The sequence below is a fragment of the Donghicola sp. genome (assembly GCF_025210255.1).
GTDB classification, from domain to species: domain Bacteria; phylum Pseudomonadota; class Alphaproteobacteria; order Rhodobacterales; family Rhodobacteraceae; genus Donghicola; species Donghicola eburneus.
Genome location: NZ_JAOARZ010000022.1, coordinates 1 through 20012, shown reverse-complemented (window position 1 = coordinate 20012; position 20012 = coordinate 1). Strand labels below are relative to the sequence as shown.

The following is a 20012-nucleotide window of genomic DNA, read 5'->3' as shown; positions in this document are numbered from 1 at the left end:
TTGCTTCATGGCCAGAGTCCTCTTGATTCCAAGGCGATTTCGCGACAATCCGCCAATATGACCTATGACACGCTGATCCTTGGGGCCGGAGCGGCCGGAATGATGTGCGCCGCCCATTGTGGTGGGCGCGTACTGGTGATCGACCACGCCAAAGCCGCAGGAGAGAAGATCCGCATCTCTGGCGGTGGGCGCTGCAACTTTACCAACATGTACGCAGAACCTGCGAATTTCCTGAGCCAGAACCCGCATTTCTGCAAATCGGCGCTGGCCCGATATACCCAGTGGGACTTTGTGTCTTTGGTCGACAGCTACTGGATCAAGTGGCACGAGAAAACGCTGGGACAGCTATTTTGCGACAACAGCGCAAAGGACATCATCGCCATGATGCGCGATCTGATGGACAAAGCGGGGGCGCAATTGTGGCTGGAAACCGCAGTTGAAAGCGTCAGCCAATCGGACGGCCTGTTCCATGCGCGTCTTGTTAGGGGCGGCAAGCCTTTGACTGTGTCCGCGCGGCGGGTTGTGCTGGCGACAGGGGGCAAGTCGATCCCCAAAATGGGCGCCACCGGCATTGCCTATCAGATCGCAGAAAGCTTTGGCCTGCAGGTCACGGAGACCCGCCCTGCCCTCGTGCCGCTGACGTTCAGTGCACAGCCCTTTGCGCCGATCTCTGGCACCGCCATTCCGAGCCGTGTTCGTGCCGGAAACGGAAGCTTTGACGAGGCAGTGCTGTTTACACATCGGGGCCTGTCCGGCCCTGCGATCCTGCAGGCCTCATCCTATTGGACCGAGGGCGACAGCGTGCACCTGAACTTGTGCCCCGAAAACGACTGGATGGCGATCCTGCGGCAGGCCCGCACGGATATGCCCCGCCGCCAGATCGCCACAGCGCTGGCCGAACACCTGCCCAAGAAACTGGCGCAGCATCTGGACGAGGCTTGGGGTCTACAGGACCAACTGGCCAACACCACGGACAAACGTCTGGCCGAAGTGGCCGAGCAACTGGCGAACTGGGAACTGACCCCAACAGGGTCCGAAGGCTACCGGACCGCCGAAGTCACCCTTGGCGGGATCGACACAAATGGGCTGTCCTCGAAAACGATGGAGGCCAAGGATGTCCCTGGCCTCTACGCGATTGGGGAATGTGTGGACGTGACCGGCTGGCTTGGCGGCTACAATTTCCAGTGGGCGTGGTCCTCGGCGATGGCCTGCGCAAGGGCCATTGCAGCGTCGGATTAATCCTCGGTCTTTTCGATCCCGTACTGCTGGAAGAGTTTACCTTGCAGCATAAAGAACGCAAAAATCGCAATGGTCAGCCCAAAGGTTTTGAAGCTAACCCAAGTTTCCGTGCTCTGGGTGCGCCAGATGATCTCGTTCAGAGCAGCAAGCCCAAAGAAGAAGGCGCAGACCCGACGTGTCAGGATCATCCAGCCCTCTTGCTGCATGGGCAGCGCCTCTTCCATCACGACGCGCAGGTAGCTTTGACCACGCAAGAGGCCAAAGCCCAGAATGCCGCCAAAGATCAGGTAGATCAGGGTCGGCTTCATCTTGAAGAACCGCTCGTCGTTGAGCCAAACAGACAGGCCGCCAAAGACCACCACCAGCACCAGCGTCACGATCTGCATCTTGGACATGTGGCCTGTCAGTTTCCACAAGAGGCCCGAGCAGATCACCATCAGCGGAACAAAAGCCGCTGTCACGGCGATAAAGCCGCTGTATTCCTCGCCGCCGAAGGTGAAGGTACGATCCTTGAGCAGGACATATGCCACAAAGAACGCCAGCACCGGCCCGTATTCGAGCGCGCCTTTGACCATAGGGCTGACGGGTTTGGGCTCTGCCATGGGGTTAACCTCCGAATTCAACGACGACCGCCCCAAGGGCAATCAAGGACATAAGAGCGATGCGGCGCGGGCCGACTTTCTCGCCTAGGACGATCCATCCGATCAGGGCAGCAAACACGGTCGAGGTCTCGCGCAGAACCGCAGCCTCGCCGACCTTGTCCAGACGGGTTGCCAGCATAATGGTGCCGAAGCTGCCAAATGCAACCATTCCGCCGATCACACCTCGGAGGGCGAGCGGACCGAAGTCAGGCTTCACCTCCATCGCGCGCCAGCGCTTTGCCGCGTAGATCGGCATCGCAATCCCGTCGATGAAGAAGAACCATGCCAAGAAGGTGAACGGGTCGGCGGTCGCACGGATGCCGTAGGCGTCATAAGTGGTGTAAAGCGCCACAAACGCGCCTGTGATGAAGGCAAGTCCCAACGCGGGCAGCAGTGTCTCGCGATCCACGTCGATGTGGATGTAGTTATAAAGCGCGAGGCCAAAGATACCGGCCAAAAGAATGCCAACCCCGAGCCACTGGGCCGGAGCAAACGTTTCGCCAAAGATGAGAAATGCGCCGATGACCGTGAACAAGGGACCTGTGCCGCGTACCACGGGATAGACGACCGTATAAGCGCCGCGGGTGTAGGCCATCGCTTGCAGGATTTTGTAGGCCAAGTGGATCAGGAACATGCCCGCAAAGATTGGCCACATATGCGCTTCGGGCCACGGGACGACGAAAAGCGCGAAGGGCATCGCCATCAGACCATAGCTTAGGTCCATTGCGCCGCGGCTAAGCCACGGGTCGTGACGCCCTTTTTGCAGCGCGCCAAAGAATGCATGCAGGATTGCGGCGGAGACGGCGAGGATAAGGGCGAGGTGATGGCCCGCTTCGGTGCCTTCGAGAGAGAGGAGCCAATTGCTCAAGAGGTGCGCCTTTCGGGGACCGGGAATGGGGGCGCTGCCCCCGCCCGCTATCGCGGACTCCCCCGGAGTATTTGGGCAAAGATGAAAGGGTTACTCGAGGCCGACGAGCGCCTTGGCGAAATCTTCGGGATCAAAGGCGTCGAGGTCATCAATCTGCTCGCCCACACCGATGGCGTGGATCGGCAGACCGAACTTGTCCGCCAGCGCGACCAAAACACCGCCGCGTGCGGTGCCGTCGAGTTTGGTCATCACGAGGCCAGAGACATCGGCGATTTGTTTAAAGATTTCGACCTGAGTGACCGCGTTCTGACCTGTCGTCGCGTCCAGAACCAAGAGCGTGTTGTGCGGTGCGTCGGGATCTTTTTTACGGATCACGCGAACAATTTTCGCGAGCTCTTCCATGAGATCGGCGCGGTTTTGCAGGCGGCCAGCGGTGTCAATCATCAGAAGGTCTGCGCCTTCGGCCTCGGCCTTGGTCATCGCCTCGTAGGCGAGGCTTGCGGGGTCCGAGCCTTCGGGTGCGGTCAGAACGGGCACGTCGGCGCGCTGGCCCCAGACCTGAAGCTGCTCGACCGCAGCGGCACGGAAGGTGTCGCCCGCGGCAATCACCACGTTTTTGCCCGCAGCTTTGAACTGGCTGGCAAGTTTCCCAATGGTGGTGGTTTTGCCCGATCCGTTGACGCCGACGACCAGAACGACCTGCGGCTTTTTGGGATAGAGCGGCAGGGGACGCGCGACGCCCTCCATGATGCGGGTGATTTCGCGGGCCAGAAGTTCTTTGATCTGGGTCTGGCTCACACGCTGACCAAGGTGGCTTTGGGCAATGTTGGCCGCGACACGCTGCGCGGTTTCGACCCCCATGTCCGAAGCGACGAGCAAGTCCTCGAGTTCCTCGAGCATGTCATCGTCGAGGGTCCGCTTCGGGCCAGTATCGGCACCCGTGAGTCGCCCCAATATGCCCGTTTTTGCGGGTGCGGGCGCGGCGGGCTGCGCTGGTGCAGGTGCCGGTTCAGACGATGGGGCCGGTGCTGGCGCGGGTGCAGGTGTAGGCTCGGGGCTTTGTGCCTCGGTGGTTTCTTCTGCGCCATCCTCGATCAACGCCTCCAGACCCTGATCGAGTTTGGAGGAAGATTTGAACATCCGGTCGCGGAGCTTGCGGAAAAACGCCATGGGCACCCCTTTTTCTATCCGCGACAGAGGTAAACCTTCTGTGGATGAAAGAAAAGGCGCGGGACACTCGAAAAATACCGTCCTATGCTGCGCGCAAACCTCCGGAGTTTTTATGCTGCGCCTTATTACGTTTATTGCTTTGATTTTTCCCGCCCTCGGGCACGCCGAAACTCTTCTCAGCGCCGAGGAATTTGCCGCCCGCGTCGAGGGCAAAGTGCTGACCTACGGTCTGTTAGGTGAGCCTTATGGCGCGGAAGAGTACCTGCCCGATCGCCGCGTGCGCTGGTCTTTTCTGGATGGCGAATGCGACGAGGGGTTCTGGTATCCCGAAGGCGACGCGATCTGCTTTGTCTATCAGGACACCCCCACACCGCAGTGCTGGAAGTTCTTTGAAACTGGCGCCGGCATTCGTGCCGATTTTCTGAGCGACCCTGCCGATGACAGCCTGTACGAGGTCGATCGGGGAGAAGGGCCGCTCTATTGCACGGGTCCAGAGGTCGGGGTCTAGAACAAGCTGCCTTGCGCGGGACCGCTGTCCTTGGGCTTTTTCGCCGGTTTCGCGGCACCACCGATTTTCATGCGGCCATCGGCGAATTCGATCTCGATCGCACCTGCGTTTTGCGCTGCCTCTTTGGTCGTGACGACGTGACTGTCGGCACGGATCACGGCATAGCCGCGTTCCAGCGTTTTGCGATAGCTGAGGGTTTCTAGCAGGCGGCCTGCTGCATCCAGTCTTTCGGCGCGTTTGTCACTCAGGCGTTTGTGGCTGTCGGCCAAGCGCTGCGTCAGACGGTCTAAATCTGCGGTTTGGCGCGCAATCTCGGCGTTCAGGGCTTCGGGGCGCAGACGGGCCGCGCGGGCAAGGAAGGCGTCTTTGCGGTTGGCGATAAGCCTAGTTTGAGCGGGCGTCAGGCGCGCAGCCAGTTTGGTGGTCCGGCCCGCTTCGGTCTGAATGGCGCGGCGCAAGGTGGCGGGGCGCAAGGAGCCGCCCGCTTCGGACAGACGTAGGCGGCGCGCATCGACGCTACGGCGCAGGGCAGCGGGCAGACGTTCGGACGCGTAATCCAGACGCTGACGGGCAGGTTCGACCAAACGCTCGGGGCGCGGCAAGGCACGGGAGAGATCGCGCAGGCGTTGGCCGCGCAGGTCGAGCCCTCGGGTCAGGCCGCGGCCCAAGCGGGCGGCGAAATCGTCGAGTGCAAACATCAAATCGGTGCGCACGGGCACAGCAATCTCGGCGGCGGCGGTGGGCGTGGGCGCACGGCGATCGCTGACAAAGTCAATCAGAGTGGTGTCGGTTTCGTGCCCAACCGCCGAAATCAGCGGGATGTCAGAGGCTGCGGCAGCGCGCGCAACGATCTCTTCGTTGAAGCCCCAAAGGTCTTCGAGCGAGCCCCCACCCCGCGCGACGATCAGCACGTCAGGGCGCGGCATGGCACCGCCGGGGGTAAGGCGGTTGAAGCCTTCGATCGCGCGGGCCACTTCGGGGGCGCATTTTTCGCCCTGTACGGCGACGGGCCAGATCAGCACCTTGCGCGGGAAGCGGTCGCGCAGGCGGTGCAGGATATCGCGGATCACCGCGCCCGAGGGCGATGTCACCACGCCGATAATCTCTGGCAGATAGGGCAAAGGGCGCTTGCGGGCGGGATCGAACAGCCCCTCCCCTTCCAGCTTTTTCTTGCGGGCCTCGAGCATGGCCATCAGGGCACCCACACCGGCGGGGCGCATATCCTCGATCACCATCTGGTATTTCGACTGGCCGGGGAATGTGGTCAGACGGCCCGTGGCAATAACCTCCAGCCCTTCTTCGGGGCGGGTGGGCAAACGGCTTGCGACGCCCTTCCAGATGACCGAGGCCAGAACGGATTTGTCGTCCTTGAGGTCCAAATAGACGTGACCCGAGCGCGGAAAGGACACCCGCCCGATTTCTGCGCGAATCCGGATATGGCTGAATTCACCCTCGATCATGCGCTTTACCGCGCCTGACACCTCGGAGACGGTGAATTCTGGGGCATTGCCGCCCGGTGCCTCGTCCTCGAACAGGTCCATACTTGCCTCGCTTGTTCTTTGGTTGATCCCAAACTAGAACGCCAGCAACGAAAACCCAAGCGGGAGTAGCCCATGAACATCCTGATCCTTGGCGGCGGTGGCCGCGAACATGCGCTGGCGTGGGCCGTGTCGCAGAATCCCAAGTGCGATAAACTGATCGTTGCCCCCGGCAACGCGGGCATCGCACAGATCGCCACCTGCGCCACCCTGAACGCCGAGGACCCCGCAGCGGTCGTGCAGTTCGCTGAAGCCGAGGCCATTGATCTGGTCATCATCGGCCCCGAGGCCCCGCTGGCCGCTGGCGTCGCGGACCGCCTGCGCGAGGCGCAAATCCCCGTGTTCGGCCCCAACGCCGCAGCGGCCCGTCTGGAAGCCTCGAAAAGCTTTACCAAGGAAATCTGTGACGCAGTTGGCGCGCCCACAGCTGCCTATGCTCGCTTTACCGATGCCGAGCCTGCCAAAGCCTATATCCGCGAGCAAGGCGCGCCCATCGTGGTCAAGGCCGACGGTCTGGCCGCGGGCAAAGGCGTGATCGTCGCGATGGAAGTCGACGAAGCGCTGGCAGCGATTGACGACATGTTCGGCGGCGCATTCGGTGCGGCTGGCGCTGAGGTCGTGATCGAAGAATTCATGACCGGCGAAGAGGCCAGCTTCTTTGTATTGGTCGATGGCGAAGACGTCTTGCCCGTTGGCACCGCCCAAGACCACAAGCGCGTTGGCGAAGGTGACACCGGCCCCAACACCGGCGGCATGGGCGCTTACTCCCCTGCCCCGATCATGGACGCGTCCGTGACCGACAAAGCGCTGGAAGAGATCGTTCGACCGACCATGGCTGAGATGGCCCGTCGCGGCACACCCTATTCAGGCGTTCTGTATGTGGGCCTGATGATCGAAGACGGCCAGCCCCGTCTGGTGGAATACAACGTCCGCTTTGGCGATCCCGAATGTCAGGTGCTGATGCTGCGCCTTGGCGCTCAGGCGCTGGACCTCATCCAAGCCTGTGCCGAGAGCCGCCTCTCCGAAGTCACCGTGAACTGGGCTGACGATCACGCGATGACCGTTGTCATGGCCGCCGAGTGCTATCCCGGCAGCTACGTCAAGGGCACCGAGATCAAAGGCCTAGACGCAATCGAGAACGACAGTATGAATGTCGTCTTCCACGCGGGCACCAAAGCCGAGGGCGGTAAAGTCTTGGCTACCGGTGGCCGAGTATTGAACGTGACTGCGCGTGGCGAGAGCCTGCAAGAAGCGCGCGATCGTGCCTATGCTATGGTAGATCGGGTGGAATGGCCCGAAGGCTTCTGCCGCCGTGATATCGGCTGGCGTCAGCTGCAGCGTTGAGCGGGATGGGGGCGCTGCCCCCTCTTGGCCTCGGGCCGAGGCCAATTCACCCCCGGGGTATTTTTGCCGAGATGAAGATCAGGGCGCGCAGGAAAGCGCGCTCTGAATCGTTTGGGGGTCTTCGTATTTCGCAAGACGGCGCGATTTGAGTTCACCATCGACCAAAGTGGTCGCAATGACTTGGCTCCAGTCGCCATTTGCAGTGATGATCTCGGGCGTGCCGTCCCCTTCGCATGTGCGGATGCCACCAACGATATAAGGCCACCCGATCTGGTGGTTGGTCAGGCCATCTTGGTCCGCGATGGGCGTCAGACGCACCGTGCTCTCGGTCTTTGAATGTTCGATCCGCGTATAGCGGTAGATGCGCAGGGTTTTGTCCAAATGCGGGCGGTCGATATAGGCAATTTCCATGTTGCCGTCGCCATCCAGATCTTCTGCGCCGATTTTCGCGAGCCAGCGGTGCTTTCTGCCGATAAAGGGGGTCGCGATCAGCATCGACAGGGTGCCCGTTGAAATGCCGTAAATCGCAAGGCGCGAACCCAGTTCTTCGTGGCTTTCGACAGTCAGAAGTTCGGCGCTGCCGTCGTTGTCGAGATCAACGATGAGCGGCTCTGTGTCCTCAAACACGATTTGCTTGGCCCATTCGAGCGAGAATTCGCGATCCTCGTCCGTGCGCACGATCAGCTTGGTGTATTCGACCGGATCGCCAAGGACCTCATGATCATAGCGCGTGGTCGGGCCGTCATAGCCCGCCCACGTGATTGTCTCGGCCAGTGCCGGCGATGCCCCAAGGGCCAGAGCCAGTGTGACCGAGCGCAGCATCAGATTTGCTTCTCGGGCATTTGCACAACAAGACCGTCAAGCGCGTCAGACACCTTGATCTGGCAGGTCAAACGCGAGCGTGCAGGATCGGGCTCATAGGCGAAGTCCAGCATGTCTTCTTCCATCGGGTCTTTTGCAGGCAGCTTTTCAACCCAGTCGGGGGCAACGTAAACGTGGCAGGTCGAGCACGCGCAAGCCCCGCCGCAGTCTGCCTCGATCCCCGGAATGCCGTTGTCGCGCGCGCCTTCCATCACGGTCAGGCCATTCGCCACATCGACCACGTGCTGTGTGCCGTTATGCTCGATGTATGTAATTTTCGCCATCTTGCTGGTCTTCCCTTTCAAGTCCTCTTTAGTACCTAGACAATGAAGACGGGTCTCGCCAGTAGGAAAATCGGCGCAGGATCACTGGACTAGGCCAAGTCATTGTTTCAAGGTATCTTTGCCTGAAAACCGGTGAACACACGGTCGAGGAAGAGTGGTGACAAGGTTAAATTTACAGCTGTTTTCGCTGGGACTCGCGATGCTGGTCCAAGGCTGCGGCGGCGGAGTGATTACAACAGCTTACCTGTCCGAGCCCGACAGCATCGGGTATCACAGTGATGGTCCGGCGGGGGCAGCCCCCGGAACCTGCTGGGGAGTCGAGTTCACTCCGGCCGTCATTGAGACTGTGACCGAAGATATCCTTGTGGCACCGGCCAGCACTTTGCCCGATGGCACCCCCCAGCCGCCCGTCTATCGCACCACCACGCGGCAAGAGATTGTGCAGGACCGCGGAGAGCAGTGGTTCGAGACACCTTGCGAAAAGGATTTGACCCCAGACTTCATCGCATCGCTGCAACGGGCGCTGGAATTGCGGGGCTATTTGCGGGGAAACCCTGATGGGGTTCTAGACATTCGAACCAAGCGGGCCATCCAGTCATTTCAACGGGATTTCGGGCTGGACAGCGATGTCCTGAGTATGCGCGCTGCGCGGCAACTGGGGCTTGTCGCCTATGGCCGAGAAGAATTCGGCGTTGCCGAGACGCGACCGTCAGCCCTGTAAACGAAAAAAAGGGCGCGACCGAAGTACGCGCCCTCCTCCCTGTTTTTTTGACTTAGACCGGATTAGTCCTGTTCGACGGTCAGCGCGACAAAGCGTGGCTCGCCCATGCGGCGGATCAGCAAGAGCAGCGACTTGCGGCCGGCATCGCGGGTTTCCTCGATGCGGGTTTGCAGATCATCGATCGCTTCGATCGGCTGCTGGCCAGCCTCAGTGATGACGTCGCCTGCGCGCAGACCCTTTTCATAGGCTTCGCTATCTTCCGCGACCTCTGTGATGACCAGGCCTTTGCTTGCGGGCGGCAGTTCCAGTTCCGAGCGTACTTCGTCGGTCAATTCCGACAGGCTCATGCCTAGCACTTCGGCGCTCGACGGTTCAGCCATTTCCGCAGGTGCGGTAGCTTCGCTGCCCTCGGCTGTTTCGCGGCGGCCCAACGTCACCAGAATGGTCTGGCTCTTGCCTTCGCGGAACACGACCACGCGGACTGCTTTGCCATCGGGGGTATCGCCGACCTGACGGACCAAGCTACGGGTGTCTTCGACTTCGACACCGTCAAAGCTGGTGATCACATCGCCTGCCAGAATGCCTGCATCCTCGGCAGGACCCGGAGGTACGTCGGTGACCAGAGCGCCCTTAGCCTCTTCGAGGCCCATCGCTTCGGCCACATCAGGCGTCACGTCCTGAATGCGGACTCCCAGCCAGCCACGGCGGGTTTCGCCAAACTCTTGCAGCTGATCGACCACTTTGGACACGACGTTGGATGCCATCGAGAAACCAATGCCGATCGAGCCACCGTTGGGCGAAAGAATCGCGGTGTTCACACCAACGACTTCACCGGTCATGTTGAACAGCGGGCCACCGGAGTTACCGCGATTAATCGCAGCGTCGGTCTGGATGTAGTCATCATAGCTGCCCGACAGTTCGCGATTGCGGGCCGAGACGATACCAGCCGACACAGAGAAGCCCTGCCCCAGCGGGTTACCGACGGCCAGCACCCAGTCGCCGACGCGGGCGGTGTCGCTATCACCAAAGGGCACAAACGGCAGTGGCTCTTCGGCTTCTACCTTCAGAAGGGCAATATCGGTTTTGGGATCAGTGCCAATCACCTCTGCGGCCAAATTCTTGCCACTGGTGAATTCGATCATGATCTCGTCTGCGTTTTCGATCACGTGGTTATTGGTCACCACAAAGCCGTCTTCGCTGATCACGAAGCCAGACCCGAGGGCCGAGCTACGACGCGGCTGCTGGGGACCGTTCGGGTTCTGGAACTGGCGGAAAAAGTCTTCGAAGGGCGAACCTTCGGGCACCTGAGGACCGGGGCCGGTATTGACCTCGACCATGGTCGACGTGGTGATGTTCACCACCGCAGGGCTGACTTGCTCGGCAAGATCGGCAAAGCTATCGGGGGCCGCTTTGACGGTGGTCGCTAGACCTTGGGCCATCGTCATAACCGCGACCAGCCCCGCCATGACAACCATCCGAGCCGAAGTCGTGCTGCGGCGTACAATCGTCTGAGTCTGGGAATTCAATTGGGGTCTCCTTCTGGAACACGAGCCGTGTGCATTGTTGAACACCTAGGGTCGCGTTAACGCAACACAAAGGCCGGTAAGATTATCTCAAGACGATGTGATGCGTTGAAACTTCAATGCGGCAAGGCCTCGAACGTTATTGCGACCAGTGCAACGCCCACCGCCATCGCCGCCAAACCTATCATCCGGCGGTCTTCTGTCGACAGCTGCCTCATGGCTTCGAGCATACGCTCAATAAGCGAAGGGGCCAGCGCATAGGCCAGCCCCTCGATCACCAGAACCAGCCCTATGGCCAGAATGGCAGTTTGCATCAATTGGCCTCGGCCTCTGGGGTGTCGTTCTTCAGGTAGTCAAAGAACTGGCTGTTCGGAGTCATCACCATGCTGCTGTTGCCACCCTGAAGGGCGTTCTCATAGGCCTGCAAAGACCGGTAGAAGGCAAAGAACTCTGGGTCAGCGCCAAAGGCTTCGGCGAACACGTTGTTTCGCTGCGCATCGGCTTCACCGCGAACGATTTGCGCTTCGCGCTCTGCCTCGGACAGCGTTTCTACCACGGTACGATCTGCGGTTGCACGAACACGCTGCGCCGCTTCGTTACCGCGAGCGATTTCGTCCGCCGCTTCGCGTTCACGCTCAGCACGCATACGGGCAAAAGTCGCCTCGAGGTTCTGCATCGGCAGGTTGGTCTGCTTCAGGCGCACGTCTACCACGTCCAGACCCAAACTACGCGCTTGGACACGGGCGTTGTCCCGAATGCGCAGCATCAGCGAACCACGCTCTTCGGACAGGATGGTGTCCGAAGTCACCTGATCAGCACCCAGAACTTCGCGGATCTGCGCGTTCAAGATCGAGCTCAGGCGGTCTTCGGCGGCACGAATGCCCCCCACACCAACGGCTTGACGGAACTGCACAACATCGGCGATGCGGTAGCGCGCGAATGCGTCAACGACCAAACGACGATCATCCGACGGCGTGACCTCGATCACATCGGTGTCCAGAGACAGGATGCGATCGTCATATTTCACAACGTCTTGGATCAGCGGAATCTTGATTGCGAGGCCGGGCTCTTCCTTGACCGCTTTGATCTGGCCGAACTGCAGGACGAGCGCCTTCTCGCGTTCGTCGACCACATAGAGCGAGGACAGAATGACCGCGACAACGACGACGATGGCGGGCAGGATGATGGCTGATTTACGCATCTTAGTTACCTCCCTGCGAGCTGTTTCGATTCAGTTCATTCAGCGGCAGATAAGGCACGACACTGCTGCCGTTTTCTCCGCTCACCAGCGCCTCGTCGAGGATGGTCTTGTCGACACTGCCAAGGACCTTTTCCATCGTCTCGATATAGAGACGGCGGCGGGTCACTTCGGGCGCCTTCTCATATTCGGCCAAAACAGCGCTAAAGCGCGATGCTTCACCTAAGGCGTCGTTTACAACGCGCGCACGGTAGCCTTCGGCCTCTTCAAGGGTCTGAGCCGCTTCACCGCGGGCTTCCGCCAGAACACGGTTTGCATAAGCATCGGCCTGACGCTGCAGACGATCACGCTCTTGCTCAGCAGCCTGCACTTCGCGGAAGGCGTCAATCACTTCGCTCGGCGGGTCTGCACGATCAAGGTTCACACGCACAACGCTGATGCCGCTGTCATATTCGTCCAGCGTCGCTTGGATGTTCTGCATTGCGGTATCGGCAATCAGACCACGGTCACGGTTCAGAATTGGCGCGAGGGTCGAGGCCGCGATGATTTCACGCATGACCGACTCAGACACAGCCTGAACAGTCAGCTGGGGATCACGGATGTTGAATAGCAATTTCGCGGGATCGTTGATGTTCCAGACGACCTGAAAGTCGATATCCACGATGTTTGCGTCCGTGGTCAGCATCAGGCCATTGCCATTGCCGCCGCGCGAGACGCCCACGTCTTCGGTCCGTTCCGAGGTCACATTGATGACTTCCGCAGTCACCAGCGGCCAAGGCGCGAAGTTCAGACCCGGATTACCGGTGCTGTAATATTCACCAAGGAACAGCTCTACCGACTGCTCTTCGGGTTTGACGGTGTAGAAGCTGCCGAACGCCCACAGGGCGATCGCGGCCAATACGCCTAGTCCGATGGTGCCACGACCGAAGCTTGGTCCGCCGCCGCCGTTTCCACCACCAGTCGAGCCACCGCTGCCACCGCGACCGCCCATCAGGACGCGCAGTTGCTCTTGGCCTTTCTTCACCAGTTCATCGATTTCGGGGATTTGGTCATTGCCCTTAGGAGGACGCTGGCCATTGTTATCGCCGCCCCCTCCGTTCGATCCGCGGTTGCCACCGCCACCAGAGCCTCCGCCGCCCCAGGGGCCGCTCCCGTTTCCAGCCATATAGCCTCTTCCCTTTCGTTTTTCTGTTAGGCTTTGCCTTAAGGTGAGGGCAAAGCCTGAGAATTCAAGCCGTGCGGGTTGGATTCCGCATGGTCACAAGTTCTTCGGACATGGTCGGGTGGACGGCGCACACACGATCAAAGTCCTCTTTGGTTGCACCCATTTTAACGGCGATCCCCGCAAGTTGGATCATTTCGCCTGCCCCGGGCGCGACGATATGGCACCCCAGCACCTTGCGGGTTTCCTGACTGACAATCAACTTCATGAGAACACGCGCCTGACTGCCCGCAAAGGCGGTCTGCATCGGGCGGAACGATGTCACATAGACTTCGATCGGTTCCTGCGCCGCTGCGGCCTCTTCGCTCAAACCGACGGTGCCCATCTCGGGCTGGGTAAAGACAGCGCTTGGGATCAGGTCGTGATCAACAGCGGTTTTGTTGCCTTTGAACACCGTCTCGACAAAGGCCATACCTTCGCGGATCGCAACGGGTGTCAGGTTAACGCGGTTGGTCGCGTCGCCAATTGCGTAGATCGAGGGCACAGCGGTCTGGCTGTACTTGTCCACGATCACTTCGTTCGAGCGGCCGAGTTCGATGCCGACCTCTTCGAGACCCATATTGGTGGTTGCGGGCAGACGGCCAGTCGCGAACATCACCTTGTCATAGGTGTTGGTGTCGCCGTTGGTCGCTTTGGTCCAAATCTGGCCGTTCTCTTCTTTCATCTCCAACACGTTGGTGCCGGTGTGCAGCTTGATGCCGTTGGCGACCATCTCGTCCGCGATCAGTCCGCGCGCTTCGTCGTCAAAGCCGCGCAGGATCTGCGCACCGCGATAGTACTGGGTCACTTCGACGCCAAGGCCGTTCATGATGCAGGCAAACTCACAAGCAATGTAGCCGCCGCCGACGATCAGCATCTTCTTGGGCAGCTCATCCAGATGGAAGATGTCGTCCGACACGATCCCCAGTTCTGCACCCGGAATGTCGGGGCGCATGGGCGTGCCGCCGGTGGCGATCAGAATTGTTTTGGCGGTCTTTTTGGTGCCGTCAGCCAGTTCGACCGTATGTGCATCTGCGATCCGCGCGCGCTGGTCAAAGGTGTCGACGCCAGAGCCAGCCAGCAATTTACGATAGACGCCTTCGAGACGATCAAGTTCTGCGTTCAGCTTGCCCTTGAAGGTACCCCAGTCGAAGTCGGTGACGCTGGCCGTCCAGCCATAGGCCTCGGCCTCATCCGCCATGCCGCTATATTCGCTTGCGAACACCATCAGCTTCTTGGGCACGCAGCCGCGGATCACACAAGTGCCGCCGTAGCGGTCGCCTTCTGCCAGACCAACCTTGGCCCCTGCTTCGCCCGCAGCGACACGAGCAGCGCGCACGCCGCCCGACCCGCCGCCGATCACGAACAGATCGTAGTCGAAATCCATCTCTTACTCTCTCTCTGTCGGCGCCTGCTCAAATGTCGCGAAAGAGGTTGTCGGACTCGACAAACTCGATCAGCGACTCTTCGACGGTGCCGTTGTTAATGTCCCGGGTTTCGACACGACCGTCGCCGTATCCGATGACCACCCGATCGCAGATATCAATGAACAGCCCGTTTTCAACCACACCAGGCACCTGATTCAACACCATTGCGAGCTGACGCGCATTTCCTATGCGTTTCAGATGCAAATCAATGATGTAATTGCCTTCGTCGGTGATATAGGGCGTATCCCCATTCATGCGTAGCGCGGTCTGGCTGCCCATCACATCAAGGCTCGCGACCATCTCTTCGATCAGGGCTTTGCTGGTTTGCCAGCCAAAGGGGATAACCTCGACCGGCAATGGGAAAGCGCCCAGGGTATCAACCCCCTTGGCCGCGTCCGCGATCACAACCATCTGGTCGCTGGCCGTCGCCACAATCTTTTCCTGCAGAAGCGCTCCACCACCGCCTTTGATCAGGTTCAGATCGCCGTCGAATTCGTCTGCGCCGTCGATGGTCAGATCCAGCCACTTCGCCTCGTCCAGAGAAACGACCTTGATCCCCACATTACGGGCCAGTTCTGCGGTGCGTGTCGATGTCGGAATGCCTGTCACCCGCAGGCCATGTTCGCGGACAAGCTCCCCGAGGCATCGCACCATCCAGGCTGCCGTACTGCCGGTTCCGAGCCCCACACGCATACCATCTTCTACAAACTCAACCGCTCGTTTGGCCGCGACGAATTTTGCCTTATCAATAGGCGAAAGTTCTCCGGTCATCGACAGACTCCATACTGTTTGTCCTGCTTATAGAATGGTTCCCCCTGCTTCGCGAGTGCGAAGGCCGCTTTCCGCAGCGTTTCATAGATAATTCGAAGTATCAGGCGAGACTGACGCGCTGCTTTCGCTGGTTTGACAGCACCTTCTTCTTTCACATCACCAAGGGCGTCGGCGACTGCGGCTTGAGTATTTTCAGCAAAAAGAAGCGGGCACAGCGTAGCGCATCGTCCGAAACCGCAAGAGCGGAGTTGCCGACGCTGCGATTTTGACGGGGTTTGGGCCAAGCTATGAAGGCGTGACGCCATCCCACTTGGGACGGTCGTATTTAGAGCGGTTTGGCTCTGCGCGCTGGGTCATGCTGAGATCAGACTGCGCGATTTGCCCGATTGGAGGATGCATGTTTATTTCGGTCTTTGATGTCTTCAAGATCGGGGTTGGCCCCTCATCTTCCCACACCATGGGCCCCATGGTGGCTGCGGGCCGCTTTCTGGAATTGCTGCGGGCAGCGCCCTTTACCGCTCATGGTCTAAAAGCATCGCTTCACGGATCTCTGGCTTTCACAGGCGTAGGTCACCACACAGACCGCGCAACCATTCTCGGCCTTGCCGGTTTCACCCCTGCCGAGTTTGACGCCGAACGCGCCGCAGAGGTTATGGCCGAGATCGAAACAAGGGGCCGCATCAATCCACCAGACCTGCCCGAAATGGTCTTTGCGCCTAAAGATGACCTGAAATTCGACTATGGTCCAAACTTGCCCGGCCACGCGAACGGTATGATCCTGATGGCGACCGACAAACAAGGCGACGTCATTCTTCAAGAGACCTACTATTCGATCGGCGGAGGATTTGTCCTGACGGCTGACGAGTTGGAGCATGGTGCAGACAAGGATGAGGGCGCCCCTGTTCCCTACCCCTTTAAGTCCGCTGCCGAGATGCTGGAAATGGCCGCGAAGTCCGGCAAAACGATCGCCGAAATGAAGAAGGCGAACGAGTTGACCCGCCGGAGCCATGCCGAGGTAGATCGCGGCCTTGATGCCCTGTGGCAGGTGATGGACGGCTGTATCAACCGTGGCCTCGCAAACGAAGGCATCCTGCCCGGTGGTCTGAATGTGCGTCGCCGCGCGGCGGGAATTTACAACGCACTGATGGCCGAGCGCGGCATGAACCTGACCGCGCCGCACACGATCAACGACTGGATGAGCACTTATGCCATGGCCGTGAACGAAGAGAACGCGGCGGGCGGTCAGGTCGTGACAGCCCCAACGAATGGCGCCGCAGGCGTGTTGCCCGCGACCATACGGTATTGGCTGGACCACGTGCCGGGCGCGACGCGCACGCGCATCCCCGAGTTCCTGCTGACCGCAGCTGCAATTGGCGGCTTGGTGAAATTCAACGCCAGCATCAGCGGAGCCGAAGCTGGTTGTCAGGCCGAGGTTGGCAGCGCAAGCGCCATGGCGGCTGCGGGGCTGTGCGCCGTGATGGGCGGCACGACCGAGCAAATCGAAAACGCGGCCGAAATCGCGCTGGAGCACCACCTCGGGATGACCTGCGATCCGGTCAAAGGCTTGGTGCAGGTGCCCTGCATTGAACGCAACGGCCTTGGCGCAATCAAGGCGGTGAGCGCGGCCAGCCTGTCCCTACGCGGCGACGGCAAGCATCTGGTCCCGCTTGACGCCTGTATTGAAACCATGCGCCAAACGGGCCATGACATGAGCGAGAAATACAAAGAGACCTCGCTTGGGGGCCTCGCTGTCAATATCCCGAACTGCTGAGACGTCATTGGCGAACGACCGCACCCTTCTTGGTATCCTGTATATGGTGGGCTTCTGCCTTTTGGCGCCCATCATGGATGCCTTTGCCAAGGCTACACCTGCCGAAATTCCGGCCGCGCAGATCATCACGGCGCGTTTCGTGCTGCAGATTGTGCTGCTGGCGCCGCTCGCGGTGCTGATGGGGAACTTTGCCCTGCCGGATCGACGCTCTGTGGGCATGCATTTCGTGCGCGCGGGATCGCTTCTGCTCGCGACTTGGATGTTCTTTACAGCGATCCGCGAGATGCCTCTGGCCAGCGCAATTTCAATCTTTTTTGTTGAGCCATTTATCCTGACACTTCTCGGCGCACTGTTCCTGAAAGAGGAAGTCGGCATGCGCCGTATTGTGGCCTGTGTGGTCGGCTTTGGCGGGGCGCTTCTGATTATCCAACCTAGCTTCAGCAATGTCGGGCCGGTTGCTCTGTTCCCGCTGGGGACTGCATTTTGCTTTGCGATCTACATGATTCTGACCCGCATGATGTCGCAAAAATTGCATCCAGTGACCACGCAGCTGCATACCGCCGTCGCAGCATCCGTCCTAATCACGCCCGTGCTTTGGCTTTATGACGGCAGCGGGATCGCAGCGCTGGACCCCGTCTGGCCCAACGGGCTGGCGGTATGGACCCTGCTTGGCGTCGGCGTCATGGCGACCATCTCCCACATTTCGATCACGTTTGCGTTGCGCCACGCCCCTGCCGCAACCATTGCGCCTCTGCAATACCTCGAGATCGTGTCAGCGACGGCCGTGGGCTACCTCATCTTTGACGAATTGCCGAACGGTCTGACGTGGCTGGGGATCGCGATCATCGTGGGGTCTGGCCTATATGTCTTTGCCCGCGAGCGTGCCCGCGATCAGAAACTGAACAAACCGACGCCGCCGCGCTGACCTATGGCCAACGCGTACTCTGGTTCAACGCCGCAACCGCAGCGTCAGCACAGCCGCGCGGCAAAATAACCAGCATGCGCGGCCCTTCCATCGTCAAGCCTACCCGGCCAGCCTGATCGACGCGATTTGACGTCCCAACACGCCCATCCGTCTGCATTGGAATGCCATCAATCGGCCAAACCAATCCAGTCGACCGACCCTGCACCGGCCCCATGGGGTACAGCGAAAACGCCGTCCCCTCTGGCACATCCAACGCCAACTCAGGCGGGCAAAGAAAGATAACCTCTTCTTCGGACAAGAGTAGGCACAGCACATTCGCCCGTGCGCACAGGGTCGAGAACGCCGCTAACGTGTGGTCAAGTCGTCGCCCCGTGAACCCGAGACCCAGAATCATAGGTGCCGCCACGTTCCGAAGACATTTATCGAAATCCGTGCTATCTTGTTCTGATATTGGAAATAGCCTGTTGGGCCCGACTTTTTCGCGCGCCACGTCGGAAACCGAATCGAAATCCCCGATCACGGCGTCAGGAACCCAACCTAATCCCAGCGCCTGATCCGCACCCCCATCGGCCGCGACTAAGCGTTTTGCATATTTTCGGGCCCAAGCGACGTCCTCAGAGGTCACACGACCCCCTCCAATCACCGCTACTGGCTCGTCAGACTGAACAATTACTGCCATAATGCCTTTATTGTATCTTTTTTAGAAACTCGCCACATTTGAGCCACGGATTTATACTGGAATGACCTTTGTTTTGATCCGTTTCCCAACTTTGTAAGTGGTATTCACAGTTCTGCTAACGAAAGGAAGCGAGCGAGAGATGGTAGGCAACAACAAAATTCTCACCGTGTCGTATGGGACGTTCTCATGCACCCTAGAGGGGTTCGATGAGTCTTTCGACACGATGAAGGCGATTGCCGAATATTTCCGGGATCTCGCCGCAGAGGACCGGTATTTCGGAGCAGAGCCCCCGACACCAGATGCAGATATGTTGGCCCGTATCGCGGAGCGTGAAATCGCCCGCCGGGTCGAAGCACGCACCGAACAGGGCGGGATTGTCCTGCGCGCAGAGAGCCAGATCGCCGCGCCGGTGCAACAACCTGCGCCCGCTCCGGCCCCCGCGCCGCAAGCCGAAGCGCCCATCACCAAGGCTGCCGAGCCAGAGCCGCAACCCGAGCCCTCGGTCACACCAGAAGCTGTGCCAGAGCCTGCGCCTGTCAAAGCCAAACCGGCACGCAAATACAAGCAGCCCTCTGCTGCGCCCGTCGCGTTCACCGAAGAGCAAATTGCAAACCAGAAAAGCCGCGCCGCAGAGGCTGCAGAAGCCGCAAGCGTTGCCGCCAAATTGCGCCGCATCCGCGCTCTGATGAACAATGAAACTGCCAGCGACCTGGATGATAGCAACGAGAACCTTGGCGACGACGCACCGCTCTCTGTGATGAGCGCGACCCCCGTCATGGCAGCAGAGGAGATCGACGAGCCTGCCGCCAAGCACGAAGAACCTGCAGATACCCCGGAAGAGACCATTGAAGACGTTCTGGTTTCCGAAGTTCAGGACGAACCAGTCGACCTGACCGCCGAGACAGATGACGACGCCAACGCCGACGCAGTCGAGAACCTGCTGGCCGAAGAAGCGGAAGCGGAAGCGGAAGCGGAAGCGGCAGCGGAAGCGGAAGCGGCAGCGGGAGCGGCAGCGGAAGCGGCAGCGGCAGCGGGAGCGGCCGCGGCAGCGGAAGAAGCGGTGGCCGCAGAGCCCGAAAGTGAAGAGGAAATCGAAGCCGAGCCGCAGGTGGCAGAAATCGCCACCGATGACGACTTTGAGGAAGAGGCCGAAGAGGTCCCGACTTTCACCCTGCCCGCAAGCTTTGATCTAGAAGCCATTGCAGCAGCCGAAGCCGCCGCACGTGCTGAGGCTGAGGCTGAGGCTGAGGCTGAGGCTGAGGCTGAGGCTGAGGCTGAGGCTGAGGCTGAGGCTGAGGCTGAGGCTGAGGCTGAGGCTGAGGCTGAGGCTGAGGCTGAGGCTG

Annotated in this window: 19 protein-coding genes and 1 pseudogene; 7 read left to right on the top strand and 13 right to left on the bottom strand. The window is 59.9% G+C overall.

The features are described 5' to 3' along the window. The first annotated feature begins 57 nt into the window (after positions 1-57). On the top strand, positions 58-1239 hold the full coding sequence (locus tag N4A58_RS07390; RefSeq protein ID WP_293708620.1) for an NAD(P)/FAD-dependent oxidoreductase: 1182 nt from the start codon (positions 58-60) through the stop codon (positions 1237-1239). On the opposite strand, the gene N4A58_RS07385 is transcribed toward N4A58_RS07390, so the two are convergent. The 3 genes from N4A58_RS07385 to ftsY all read right to left on the bottom strand — a co-directional run bounded on the left by N4A58_RS07385 (position 1236) and on the right by ftsY (position 3918). After that, positions 1236-1841: an inner membrane-spanning protein YciB gene (locus N4A58_RS07385; RefSeq protein ID WP_293708618.1), complete on the bottom strand. Its 606-nt coding sequence runs from the start codon at positions 1839-1841 to the stop codon at positions 1236-1238. The two genes, N4A58_RS07390 and N4A58_RS07385, sit on opposite strands and share 4 nt — an antisense overlap. A 4-nt stretch (positions 1842-1845) precedes the next feature. After that, positions 1846-2748, bottom strand: coding sequence for an EamA family transporter (locus N4A58_RS07380; protein WP_293708616.1), 903 nt, complete (start codon positions 2746-2748; stop codon positions 1846-1848). A gap of 90 nt (positions 2749-2838) precedes the next feature. Continuing rightward, on the bottom strand, positions 2839-3918 hold the full coding sequence (gene ftsY / locus N4A58_RS07375; RefSeq protein WP_293708613.1) for a signal recognition particle-docking protein FtsY: 1080 nt from the start codon (positions 3916-3918) through the stop codon (positions 2839-2841). Between the two features lie 112 nt (positions 3919-4030). Here ftsY and N4A58_RS07370 point away from each other — a divergent pair, with 112 nt between their 5' ends. Continuing rightward, complete coding sequence (locus N4A58_RS07370) at positions 4031-4426, top strand: hypothetical protein (protein WP_293708611.1); 396 nt, start codon at positions 4031-4033, stop codon at positions 4424-4426. On the opposite strand, the gene xseA is transcribed toward N4A58_RS07370, so the two are convergent. Continuing rightward, a complete protein-coding gene (gene xseA, locus N4A58_RS07365; RefSeq protein WP_293708609.1) occupies positions 4423-5967 on the bottom strand; it encodes an exodeoxyribonuclease VII large subunit in 1545 nt (514 codons plus the stop codon). The genes N4A58_RS07370 and xseA overlap by 4 nt on opposite strands. A gap of 72 nt (positions 5968-6039) precedes the next feature. Between xseA and purD the strand changes: the two genes are divergently transcribed. Next, positions 6040-7308, top strand: coding sequence for a phosphoribosylamine--glycine ligase (gene purD, locus N4A58_RS07360; RefSeq protein WP_293708607.1), 1269 nt, complete (start codon positions 6040-6042; stop codon positions 7306-7308). A 78-nt stretch (positions 7309-7386) separates the two neighbouring features. On the opposite strand, the gene N4A58_RS07355 is transcribed toward purD, so the two are convergent. Then, complete coding sequence (locus N4A58_RS07355) at positions 7387-8130, bottom strand: VCBS repeat-containing protein (protein ID WP_293708605.1); 744 nt, start codon at positions 8128-8130, stop codon at positions 7387-7389. Then, on the bottom strand, positions 8130-8453 hold the full coding sequence (locus tag N4A58_RS07350) for a 2Fe-2S iron-sulfur cluster-binding protein (protein ID WP_072707211.1): 324 nt from the start codon (positions 8451-8453) through the stop codon (positions 8130-8132). The genes N4A58_RS07355 and N4A58_RS07350 overlap by 1 nt, the downstream gene beginning before the upstream one ends. Positions 8454-8610: 157 nt before the next feature. Between N4A58_RS07350 and N4A58_RS07345 the strand changes: the two genes are divergently transcribed. Beyond that, on the top strand, positions 8611-9174 hold the full coding sequence (locus tag N4A58_RS07345) for a peptidoglycan-binding domain-containing protein (protein WP_293708602.1): 564 nt from the start codon (positions 8611-8613) through the stop codon (positions 9172-9174). 62 nt (positions 9175-9236) lie between these two features. On the opposite strand, the gene N4A58_RS07340 is transcribed toward N4A58_RS07345, so the two are convergent. The 6 genes from N4A58_RS07340 to rpiA form a co-directional block, all read right to left on the bottom strand. Then, positions 9237-10619: a DegQ family serine endoprotease gene (locus N4A58_RS07340; RefSeq protein WP_293709274.1), complete on the bottom strand. Its 1383-nt coding sequence runs from the start codon at positions 10617-10619 to the stop codon at positions 9237-9239. Positions 10620-10813: 194 nt separating this feature from the next. Further along, positions 10814-11011: a DUF2065 domain-containing protein gene (locus N4A58_RS07335; protein ID WP_293708600.1), complete on the bottom strand. Its 198-nt coding sequence runs from the start codon at positions 11009-11011 to the stop codon at positions 10814-10816. Continuing rightward, on the bottom strand, positions 11011-11898 hold the full coding sequence (hflC, locus tag N4A58_RS07330) for a protease modulator HflC (protein WP_293708598.1): 888 nt from the start codon (positions 11896-11898) through the stop codon (positions 11011-11013). Before hflC ends, N4A58_RS07335 begins: the two co-directional genes overlap by 1 nt. A gap of 1 nt (position 11899) precedes the next feature. Continuing rightward, positions 11900-13060 carry an FtsH protease activity modulator HflK gene (gene hflK / locus N4A58_RS07325; RefSeq protein WP_293708596.1) on the bottom strand — a complete coding sequence of 387 codons (1161 nt, stop codon included), beginning with the start codon at positions 13058-13060 and terminating at the stop codon, positions 11900-11902. Positions 13061-13124: 64 nt separating this feature from the next. Then, the gene (gorA, locus tag N4A58_RS07320; protein WP_293708594.1) at positions 13125-14483 is read right to left on the bottom strand and encodes a glutathione-disulfide reductase; all 1359 of its coding nucleotides are present in this window, start codon (positions 14481-14483) and stop codon (positions 13125-13127) included. 28 nt (positions 14484-14511) lie between these two features. Beyond that, positions 14512-15294, bottom strand: a complete 783-nt coding sequence (gene rpiA, locus N4A58_RS07315) for a ribose-5-phosphate isomerase RpiA (protein ID WP_072707223.1) — start codon at positions 15292-15294, stop codon at positions 14512-14514. Positions 15295-15691: 397 nt separating this feature from the next. On the opposite strand from rpiA, the gene N4A58_RS07310 reads away from it, so the two are divergent. Both N4A58_RS07310 and N4A58_RS07305 read left to right on the top strand, forming a co-directional pair. Continuing rightward, complete coding sequence (locus N4A58_RS07310; protein ID WP_293708589.1) at positions 15692-17065, top strand: L-serine ammonia-lyase; 1374 nt, start codon at positions 15692-15694, stop codon at positions 17063-17065. 7 nt (positions 17066-17072) lie between these two features. Then, positions 17073-17990 (top strand): DMT family transporter, encoded by a 918-nt coding sequence (locus tag N4A58_RS07305; protein ID WP_293708587.1) that lies wholly within the window; start codon positions 17073-17075, stop codon positions 17988-17990. 1 nt (position 17991) lies between these two features. On the opposite strand, the gene N4A58_RS07300 is transcribed toward N4A58_RS07305, so the two are convergent. Further along, entirely contained in the window at positions 17992-18669 is a 678-nt protein-coding gene (locus N4A58_RS07300; protein ID WP_367176804.1) for a thiamine diphosphokinase, read from the bottom strand. Positions 18670-18808: 139 nt separating this feature from the next. Here N4A58_RS07300 and N4A58_RS07295 point away from each other — a divergent pair. Beyond that, positions 18809-20012: pseudogene (locus tag N4A58_RS07295) on the top strand (hypothetical protein); the annotation flags it as partial.

Bases quoted from the DNA above. Each gene is read 5' to 3' on its own strand.
- N4A58_RS07390 (WP_293708620.1), top strand. From the start codon at position 58: ATGACCTATGACACGCTGATCCTTGGGGCCGGAGCGGCCGGAATGATG.
- N4A58_RS07385 (WP_293708618.1), bottom strand. From the start codon at position 1,841: ATGGCAGAGCCCAAACCCGTCAGCCCTATGGTCAAAGGCGCGCTCGAA.
- ftsY (WP_293708613.1), bottom strand. From the start codon at position 3,918: ATGGCGTTTTTCCGCAAGCTCCGCGACCGGATGTTCAAATCTTCCTCC.
- N4A58_RS07370 (WP_293708611.1), top strand. From the start codon at position 4,031: ATGCTGCGCCTTATTACGTTTATTGCTTTGATTTTTCCCGCCCTCGGG.
- xseA (WP_293708609.1), bottom strand. From the start codon at position 5,967: ATGGACCTGTTCGAGGACGAGGCACCGGGCGGCAATGCCCCAGAATTC.
- purD (WP_293708607.1), top strand. From the start codon at position 6,040: ATGAACATCCTGATCCTTGGCGGCGGTGGCCGCGAACATGCGCTGGCG.
- N4A58_RS07355 (WP_293708605.1), bottom strand. From the start codon at position 8,130: ATGCTGCGCTCGGTCACACTGGCTCTGGCCCTTGGGGCATCGCCGGCA.
- N4A58_RS07350 (WP_072707211.1), bottom strand. From the start codon at position 8,453: ATGGCGAAAATTACATACATCGAGCATAACGGCACACAGCACGTGGTC.
- N4A58_RS07340 (WP_293709274.1), bottom strand. From the start codon at position 10,619: ATGACGATGGCCCAAGGTCTAGCGACCACCGTCAAAGCGGCCCCCGAT.
- N4A58_RS07335 (WP_293708600.1), bottom strand. From the start codon at position 11,011: ATGCAAACTGCCATTCTGGCCATAGGGCTGGTTCTGGTGATCGAGGGG.
- hflC (WP_293708598.1), bottom strand. From the start codon at position 11,898: ATGCGTAAATCAGCCATCATCCTGCCCGCCATCGTCGTCGTTGTCGCG.
- hflK (WP_293708596.1), bottom strand. From the start codon at position 13,060: ATGGCTGGAAACGGGAGCGGCCCCTGGGGCGGCGGAGGCTCTGGTGGC.
- gorA (WP_293708594.1), bottom strand. From the start codon at position 14,483: ATGGATTTCGACTACGATCTGTTCGTGATCGGCGGCGGGTCGGGCGGC.
- rpiA (WP_072707223.1), bottom strand. From the start codon at position 15,294: ATGACCGGAGAACTTTCGCCTATTGATAAGGCAAAATTCGTCGCGGCC.
- N4A58_RS07310 (WP_293708589.1), top strand. From the start codon at position 15,692: ATGTTTATTTCGGTCTTTGATGTCTTCAAGATCGGGGTTGGCCCCTCA.
- N4A58_RS07300 (WP_367176804.1), bottom strand. From the start codon at position 18,669: ATGGCAGTAATTGTTCAGTCTGACGAGCCAGTAGCGGTGATTGGAGGG.